Genomic DNA, 7,576 nt, shown 5'->3' with positions numbered 1-7,576 from the left:
CCTGCACCATGCGCACTGCACGTTCGCGGACTTCAGCAGAAAACTTGTTCGACTTGTTCATGGCTCCATTCTCTCAAAAGTTGGAGCCTCCACCAAATCCGGGGCGGTTCAGAGCGCCGATATCTCGGCGAGAAATCTTTCCTGATAGCCCCTCGCAAGTTCCTCGTCCGCCAGATCGTTTTTCTTGCGGGTGAGAGCATTGGTGCCCGTCAAGCGGATCGCCTCGTCAATGTTGCCGATGACGCCTTTCCGCACAATTTCCGCTTCCAAAGCGGTCTTCTGCTGTGTCATCCATTCGCGCGCGCGAAGCTCCTTCAGTATCTTCTCATGTTCGGCCTTTTTCCCATCTTTCTGCAACTCGGTAAGGACTGCCTCCTCTTTCACCAGCGATGCAGTGAGAGCCGCTATTGCCTCATCCAACTGCGCCCAACCGACTGGCGGCAAATCGGAAACAACAGTAGCTGTTTCCGCTGCCGCGCGGCGAGCCTGAATACTTTCAAGTAAGCTGTCAGCGTCGGTTGCCTCGACCTTCACGAGACCAACATCCAAGCGCCATTTGCCGACGGACGGTAATACAGGTAAAGCCTTGATCAAGGAGTCACGCAGCCTTTCCGCAGTCTTCGCCCCAGTTTCAAGTCCGCCTTTCACATACGTTTCGAAGCTCGACAGCCGGCCACGCGCCGCATGATCAAGCGGCTGCTGACACAAGACGCATTTATCCTCACTTTCATCGACAGCAGGGAAGAACCTATCCGGGTAAGCCAGCTCTTCCGAATACTGCCGTGCCTGATCCCACATCAGGCGCCAGCTTTGTTTGCCAACGCCATCGAGCGGCGCATTAGCAAACACGCGTTCGGCGTCGTCGGTAGCAGCCTTCCGCTTTTCGGCCGCGTCACGTCGGGCATTCAGAACCGCGAGCAGCGTGTCGTCGGACAGCGCATCACGAAGGCTCTTCACTTCATTTTCAAGCTGCAAGAGGAGCTTCTTCTGGCGTTCCAGTTCTTTCAGACGACCGGAGATGTCCTGCTGCTTCAGGCTCGTCTCGATCTTGAGGCGCTCGTCCGCGTCCACTGCTGTCCAGACGCACGCGGCATCAACGGCAGCCTGTGTTGTCGCAGGTTTAATCGCCGCCCAGAATACCGCTGCTTTCGTGTCGATATGGTCCGGTGGCATTACCGGAAGTTTTGTCGGCAACGCGTTTTTCCGGCGCGATAACTCGGCTGCCACTCGTTCCGATATTTCGATTAGCCGGGAGATGAACCGCATGCGGCGTGGCTCATAAGACGCAACATTTTTATCGTTGACGTATGACGCGGCGACGGCAGAATCGAAAACGTGGATATGCCGGAGCTTTGCGGCTGGCCCTGCTGCCGCCGTCCATTCAACGGACTCCGTCGCGCTATTCTGCGCAACAACGAACTCTGCGGAAGGTGGAATGGGCTTCGCTAAAAAGACGTTGGGAAGAAGGTCTGTGCGCGTTCGCGCGCCGCACGCGTTTTTAACTAGCCGTGCAAAGCCGGACTTCCCGGCACCGTTCGGGCCATAGATAATCGCGAAGTCTTTATTGTCGAGATCGAGCGTTGCATCCTGCCGGATTGCGTTAACTCCATTCACCTTCTCGATCTTGGACAACCTGACATTCAGCGATGCGACCGGAGTGGCAAATGCGCCTGCCGGCACCGCCTCGAATGCAGCGGCGGCATCTTTGGACGCCTCAGCGAGGCAAAGATCGGCAAGGATGCTTATATCCTTGTCTTCCGGTGTGCGCTGCGATCCCAGCAACCGCGCTGCTGCCGTTTGCATCCAGCGCGGACGCTCGGCCAGCCAGTCTTCAAATGAGGTCTTACTCATCTTGCCCCCAAGCGGTTCCGTATTCCGCACAACACGCTTTACCGCGTCAACGCGATTTAGTTTTCGGTTTTGCCTTTGTCGCGTCTTTGCGCCCGGACAGGTCCGAAGCCGCCACTTCTTTTTCTCTTTTCGAGGACTTCGGATCGCGCAAAATCTTCGCCGCGTCAGACGCGGCTTTTTTGCCTGTTGCCATGGTCGCCTCTCAGAATAGTTTTTTCGGTCGGTTCTACCGACCCGCGATAATCGTATGTCCTTACCCCGAGATTGACAAGAATAACAATGACCGACAGCCAAACGCGAATGGCATATTCGTCGACGCCCACTCTCACTAGCGAAGCGTCATGGCTCATTTCGGTACACCGTAACGGGCCATACGCTGGGTCGTCTGGATGTGGATCAATAGCATCAACCGTCGATTTGATCCGTGGTAATATTGATCCATCAATTCAAATGATCCAATTAAAATCATGCGCAAGCTCTATTACGGGCGGATTTCCACCACGGACGGCCAGTCAGCTGCGAGCCAGTACGAGGACGCCAAAGCCCACGGCGTGCAGGACAAGGACGTTTTCATCGATGAGGGCGTGAGCGGCTACCACGTGGCTCCAGAAGACCGCGAGCAATGGCGGAAAGCCGAGCACGATCTACGGCACAGCGGCATCCTGATCGTTCGCTGGCTGGACAGGATCAGTCGCCGGTACGACGAACTGCACCGGACAATGCACCGGCTGATGGGGCTTGGCGTGCGGGTCGAATGCACGCTTAACGGGATGGCGTTTGATGGTCGCGCGAAAGACCCTATCGAGAAGGCGACACGTGACGCCGTGCTCGCGTTCATGGCGGCGCAAGGCGAAGCAGACTATCGTAACCGGGCGGAGATGCAACGGCGCGGAGTGGCGATCGCCAAGGCTGCCGGCAAATACACGGGCCGCGTACGAACGCACGACTATGCGGCGATCAAAGCATGGCGGACCGAGAATGGTGCGAGTATCCGGGAAACCGCCGAGAAGTTCGGTGTCGGCACCGCCACTGTCAAACGCGCTTGCGCGGAAGACAAATTAGCCCGTCCAGCCAGAGCATAAACGCAGAGTAACCTATCGACGACATGACTTGACGGGCCACACCGCCCGGTATGGCCGTACGGTCTGGACAGGTGGGGCGTCTAAACCCGCAATAGCGCCTCATTTGCTGAATAGCGCCTACAACATCTCGGGCCGAATTGATTGGGTCGGATTTATGCAAACGAAATCATCTGTTCCTCGATATATCGCCATAGTGACGATGGCGCCTTTCTGTTTGCACCTACCGCTGATACGATGAGGTTTTCATCAGTCGGAAGCGGCCAATGTTCTACAGCCAACCACTCGCAACTCGTTTTGGGACAGACTTAATTCGGCATCTGGGAGCGGAGACGTGGGACAGACTTGATATCGCCGTTGCATGGGTACGTGCATCTGGTATTGCGCACATTGCACCGGCCTTGACTGCCTTCCTACAGCGTGGAAAAGAACTACACGTAGTTGTCGGCATAGATCTCGATAACACAACCAAAGAAGGGCTCGAGGGTTTGCTTTCGCTGCAAGAGCACGGTACCGCATCGATTTTCATTCACCACAACGAGGCGGGTACAATCTTTCACCCCAAGCTCTACTTGTTTCGTAACTCCACACATGGCACGCTGATTGTTGGATCGAATAACATCACGGAGGCTGGGCTATTCCAGAATACCGAGGCGGGGCTGGAGATTAACGTCGCTCTTAACGATCCAGTTATCGTATCGGCAGAGAATGCGCTCGATGCATGGCGAGACATATCACTCGGTCTCGCTCGAAGGTTGGACACTGAATTTCTTACTGAATTGGTCGACAACGGCTACCTCAAAGACGAGGCGACCGTAAAAGCTGAAGCCGCTGCGCGCCGCAAGTCAGTGGGTTCAGGAACGAGTCGAAAGAAGCTATTTGGCGGGGTTTCCGTCACGCCGCCAGCGAAACCAGCGTCCCCTCCAGTTGCTGTATCGCCAGCAGCAGCGAAGGCACCGAAAACCAGCGTGCCAACTGCGCCTGCCGGCGCAGCCCCGATCCCGGTCACAACCGGGAAGGTCTTGCTTATGCGAGTTCGGAAAGCACGTGGTACACAGGTGCAAATCCCGCTGGCTGTTCTACGTGAACCGTTCTTTGGAGGAGCCACCCAGGTCACAAGCGTCGCGGATGGGGTTGCTAGGGGCATCCACGCAACGCATGCGAAGCGCGCCCAATCTACCAATCCCAACACGCTAAAGCTTGAGATGCCCGAGACCCATAACATGAATGACCCGGTGGCTCGCTTCGAGAGGTCGGCGGCAGGCATTCAATATGAAGTGTATGACGCGACGTCCCCTAAAGGGCAGTCAATTATGCAGAGCTTGACCGCCGGCCGCCTCATGTCGCCACCAACCACCCGTTTAACCGTTCCGTCTGCTCCGAATAGCTCGACGTGGTGGCGCTTTATTTGATGCCGTCTTTTCTTCCTCGACCGCGACCTCCTTTAGTTGCATACCCATCAACTCAGAATAAGGGCGCACTTTCTCCCCTTTGCGCAATTCGCCATTGGGCTTAGCAAATACAAGAATGTATTCATGAATATTCTTGAATAGGAAGTTCGGCGGGTACGGGTAACTGCCGAAAATTGGGCGCTGTGCGTTTGCCGACCCCCAACGGCCGCCGGTCTTGTCTTTGGACCAGATGAGTTCGTTCACCATGACAAAACCAAGTTCGCGCAAGATCACGCAAAAGTCCGCGGCGATCGGAAATGTAAGAAGACCATGCTCCGTGAACTGGTTCACGTTCGCTGTGTTCACGCAGATTTTCCGGCCTGGCTCCAGCACGCGGAGGCATTCCCGAAAAACGTCCTTCATTTGGGCTAGAAATGCAACATAGGTGTCTCTTCGTCCAATGTTCGAATGAACGTTCCCATAGTCGGCCTTGTCCCAGTAGGGCGGACTCGTAACGATCAATGAGGCGGAACCATCTTTCATAAAATGCATATCACGGCTGTCACCGTGGACTATTTGCGCATCCGTATCGGGGTTCGCCCGCTCCGGCAGAGCTCGGCACCGCTCATACGCTATCTCGACATACCGCTCGTTTTGGTCAACCGAGATCGCGCTTCTGCCCAGCGATAGAGCCACACTTGCCGTAGTGCCGGTGCCTCCGAACGGATCAAGTACGGTTTCGCCCCAAAAACTGAAGAGCTTTATAAGCCGCAAGGGTAGCTCTTCAGGGAAAACCGCGGGATGTTCACTGTGACCGACGTTTGCAATACTCCAAACGGTCTTCGTGTACTCCTTCCACTCTTCTTTTGTTAGTTGGCTTTTTTCTTTGGCCTCTTTCGAGATTTTTTTCATACGAGCTCTTTTAACTCCGGGTCAGAACGCCGCAGACGGCGCTTTCCATCAATCGATACTGTTGCCCGAACGAAATCGTCAAGCACACCGGAAACCTCATCGTCGAGGCTTAGGTGTTTCAAAAGCATCCGCTCTACCTCTAGCGCCGATGAATGATCGTAGCCGCAATGAAATGAGTAAGTTTGCTTGCCGCCGTTTACTGCCCCAACAGCCGCGGCACTTCCGGACCGCCACAACAGCCTGCCGTGTTCCGACAAACGTTGCTTCACCATCTCAGTCCCGAAACACGACCATACAGGTAGTCGCTTTAGGAAATTGCTGGTCAAATGGAAGCCGTCCCCCTCCACGTGCCAAAGCCAAAAGCAAAGGCGGCTCGAGATCAGTGCAAAGGCTGCATATGCGTCCTCTTCCGAACTGAAGAGAAGCGCGTTTAGCGGACTGCTACTGTATGGTCGCGGGGGATACGCCGGGAGGCCAGTCGAAAAAAAGCAGTTTATGAAGTTGTAGGCGGTTCCCGAAACGAGAAGAGTGCGGCTGTGCATCCCACTAGTGGACTTCACCGCATCATCAAAGGAAATACGAAAGCTTCGCGGCGCAAACACGGTGGCGCGCGTCAGCGACACAGCCGACGAGAGTCGATCATAGATGTCTCTTTCGGCATCCGATCCCACCTTTGGCACAAACGTTTTGCACTTCTGGGCTTCAATGCTGACCAATCGGTTTTCATTGAAAATCGACGGTCGTTGCTCTGCAGTCCATTTGAGCAGTCGACTTGTTCGAACCTCCGCTTCGTCTGATACATCCTTTCTCAGGACAATCAAATTTCGAGTCTTGATGTCCTCACCAAACAACGCTTGGGGCTCGCGGTCAAAAAATAGAAACTCCTTTGTTCCGGAACTTCGCAGCAGTTCTTCACGAAACCGGACATATGACTTCGTCGTGTTCGATCCAATCGAAAGAGGCAAGACGGCCGCAGATGCGCCGCCCTTCGAAGTTAGTCGCCATAACATTTCACTGAATGCCAAATGCATATCGGCGGTTTGGCCAATTGCTATGTCAGAGAATGAGTGCCAGCTAGCTTGCAGGCTCTTATCAATGCGAACCGTCGCATACGGTGGATTCATTACCACCCGATCAAACAGATTGCGACCAACCTTGGGGAATACATCGGTTACCTCAACCGATAGAGGTTGGTCGTCGTGCAGCTCAGATGCGCCTCCTGACGGGGTGAGTCGAAGAGAGTCCATGCATGCGATGTTTCCCTTCAACTGCTGCCAGACGTCAAAGGCGGAATGCTCGGAAGACGCACTTGACGCACATTCGGCGAGCAAAACAAACGCGGCTAGGTCCGTTGCCAGCGCGCTCTTGTCGATCCCAAACACGCTGGATAGCGTGAATTCGCGAAGATCGCGCGTTTGTGGATCGGATGTTCTGCAATATGCGAGGACGGCGCGTAAGAATACGCCGGTGCCGCATGCTGGATCGATCCAGGTGCCCGACACGCCGGAGGTAGAAGCAAGCGATCGAACCATGAAATCAGCAACGTCGGATGGAGTGTAATAGACACCGGCATCTTTCTTGACTTCACGCGTTTTCTTCGCGACTTCGCACGTTTCCAGGCTGTTCCGCGTAATGTGCCCATGCGGCTCGAGGACGTAAGGAAGAAGGTCTAGCAGATCGGCGGACACTGTTAGATTGCCCAACTCGCTCTCCGCCGCATTTATTTGCTGCAGTGGGAAGCACGCCAGCAGGCTACGAGCACGCCGAACATCGCCAAAAAACCATTCAAGCGAGACCGGGAAAGATGCGACCTTTTCTCTACGAGTCATGAGCGCATGTGTGACCGCTGCGCCCACCACGAACCATGACAGGCGAACATCGCTCGACTCTAGAAGGCATCCTGGACCGTAAACGCTGCAATCAAAGATGGAAGAAAACAGTGCCCCGTTGACGGCAACAGCCCTGTTTATCAACCTGACAGCCTCACGAACCGGGCGCTCAACGCGTGCCACCGTTGCGCCAAGCGAGCGCCCTGGTGCAGGCGCGGACAAACGAGGCGAGTTGGGTCGCTCATTGAGCGTGTACGCAAGCAATGGTGTGTCAAAGTCGGAAGTGAGAGCGCCGTCAAGCATCGCCTTCACCGTCTCGAACGATACGAATAGGTAGCGGCATTTGCTCGTTTTCCGTTCGGTCGAGGAACTGCTGAACCGCCTGCCGGATTATCCACGCGACAGAGACGTCGCTCTTGTTCGCAATCTCGCTCAGTCGCGCGTGCTGCCCCTCTGAGAGGATCACCGACGTACGCACTGAGCGTCGAGCAGGATTGGTCATGTGGTGACAAAT

General features: G+C 55.2%; 7 protein-coding genes. 2 read left to right on the top strand and 5 right to left on the bottom strand.

The features are described from left to right. Window positions 1–108: 108 nt before the first annotated feature. Entirely contained in the window at window positions 109–1,851 is a 1,743-nt protein-coding gene (locus HV675_RS21650) for a hypothetical protein (RefSeq protein WP_175113142.1), read from the bottom strand. Between the two features lie 46 nt (window positions 1,852–1,897). Continuing rightward, window positions 1,898–2,044 (bottom strand): hypothetical protein, encoded by a 147-nt coding sequence (locus tag HV675_RS21645; protein ID WP_175113141.1) that lies wholly within the window; start codon window positions 2,042–2,044, stop codon window positions 1,898–1,900. A gap of 274 nt (window positions 2,045–2,318) precedes the next feature. Here HV675_RS21645 and HV675_RS21640 point away from each other — a divergent pair, with 274 nt between their 5' ends. Further along, window positions 2,319–2,933 carry a recombinase family protein gene (locus HV675_RS21640; RefSeq protein WP_175113140.1) on the top strand — a complete coding sequence of 205 codons (615 nt, stop codon included), beginning with the start codon at window positions 2,319–2,321 and terminating at the stop codon, window positions 2,931–2,933. 263 nt (window positions 2,934–3,196) lie between these two features. Further along, window positions 3,197–4,342 carry a phospholipase D-like domain-containing protein gene (locus HV675_RS21635; RefSeq protein ID WP_175113139.1) on the top strand — a complete coding sequence of 382 codons (1,146 nt, stop codon included), beginning with the start codon at window positions 3,197–3,199 and terminating at the stop codon, window positions 4,340–4,342. Here the strand turns inward: HV675_RS21635 and HV675_RS21630 are convergent. From HV675_RS21630 to HV675_RS32990, 3 genes are read right to left on the bottom strand one after another with little or no spacing between them, the layout of a single operon-like run. Beyond that, a complete protein-coding gene (locus HV675_RS21630; RefSeq protein ID WP_175113138.1) occupies window positions 4,292–5,233 on the bottom strand; it encodes a site-specific DNA-methyltransferase in 942 nt (313 codons plus the stop codon). The two genes, HV675_RS21635 and HV675_RS21630, sit on opposite strands and share 51 nt — an antisense overlap. Continuing rightward, window positions 5,230–7,365: an N-6 DNA methylase gene (locus tag HV675_RS21625; protein ID WP_175113137.1), complete on the bottom strand. Its 2,136-nt coding sequence runs from the start codon at window positions 7,363–7,365 to the stop codon at window positions 5,230–5,232. Before HV675_RS21625 ends, HV675_RS21630 begins: the two co-directional genes overlap by 4 nt. Beyond that, window positions 7,358–7,564 (bottom strand): ribbon-helix-helix protein, CopG family, encoded by a 207-nt coding sequence (locus tag HV675_RS32990; protein ID WP_175113136.1) that lies wholly within the window; start codon window positions 7,562–7,564, stop codon window positions 7,358–7,360. The genes HV675_RS21625 and HV675_RS32990 overlap by 8 nt, the downstream gene beginning before the upstream one ends. Between the last annotated feature and the right edge of the window lie 12 nt (window positions 7,565–7,576).

The sequence above is a fragment of the Paraburkholderia solisilvae genome (assembly GCF_902859875.1).
In the GTDB taxonomy this organism is placed as follows: Bacteria; Pseudomonadota; Gammaproteobacteria; order Burkholderiales; family Burkholderiaceae; genus Paraburkholderia; species Paraburkholderia solisilvae.
The sequence above is the reverse complement of the archived record's forward strand: the minus strand, read 5'-3'. Positions and strand labels throughout refer to the sequence as shown.

Bases quoted from the DNA above. Each gene is read 5' to 3' on its own strand.
- HV675_RS21650 (WP_175113142.1), bottom strand. From the start codon at position 1,851: ATGAGTAAGACCTCATTTGAAGACTGGCTGGCCGAGCGTCCGCGCTGG.
- HV675_RS21645 (WP_175113141.1), bottom strand. From the start codon at position 2,044: ATGGCAACAGGCAAAAAAGCCGCGTCTGACGCGGCGAAGATTTTGCGC.
- HV675_RS21640 (WP_175113140.1), top strand. From the start codon at position 2,319: ATGCGCAAGCTCTATTACGGGCGGATTTCCACCACGGACGGCCAGTCA.
- HV675_RS21635 (WP_175113139.1), top strand. From the start codon at position 3,197: ATGTTCTACAGCCAACCACTCGCAACTCGTTTTGGGACAGACTTAATT.
- HV675_RS21630 (WP_175113138.1), bottom strand. From the start codon at position 5,233: ATGAAAAAAATCTCGAAAGAGGCCAAAGAAAAAAGCCAACTAACAAAA.
- HV675_RS21625 (WP_175113137.1), bottom strand. From the start codon at position 7,365: ATGCTTGACGGCGCTCTCACTTCCGACTTTGACACACCATTGCTTGCG.
- HV675_RS32990 (WP_175113136.1), bottom strand. From the start codon at position 7,564: ATGACCAATCCTGCTCGACGCTCAGTGCGTACGTCGGTGATCCTCTCA.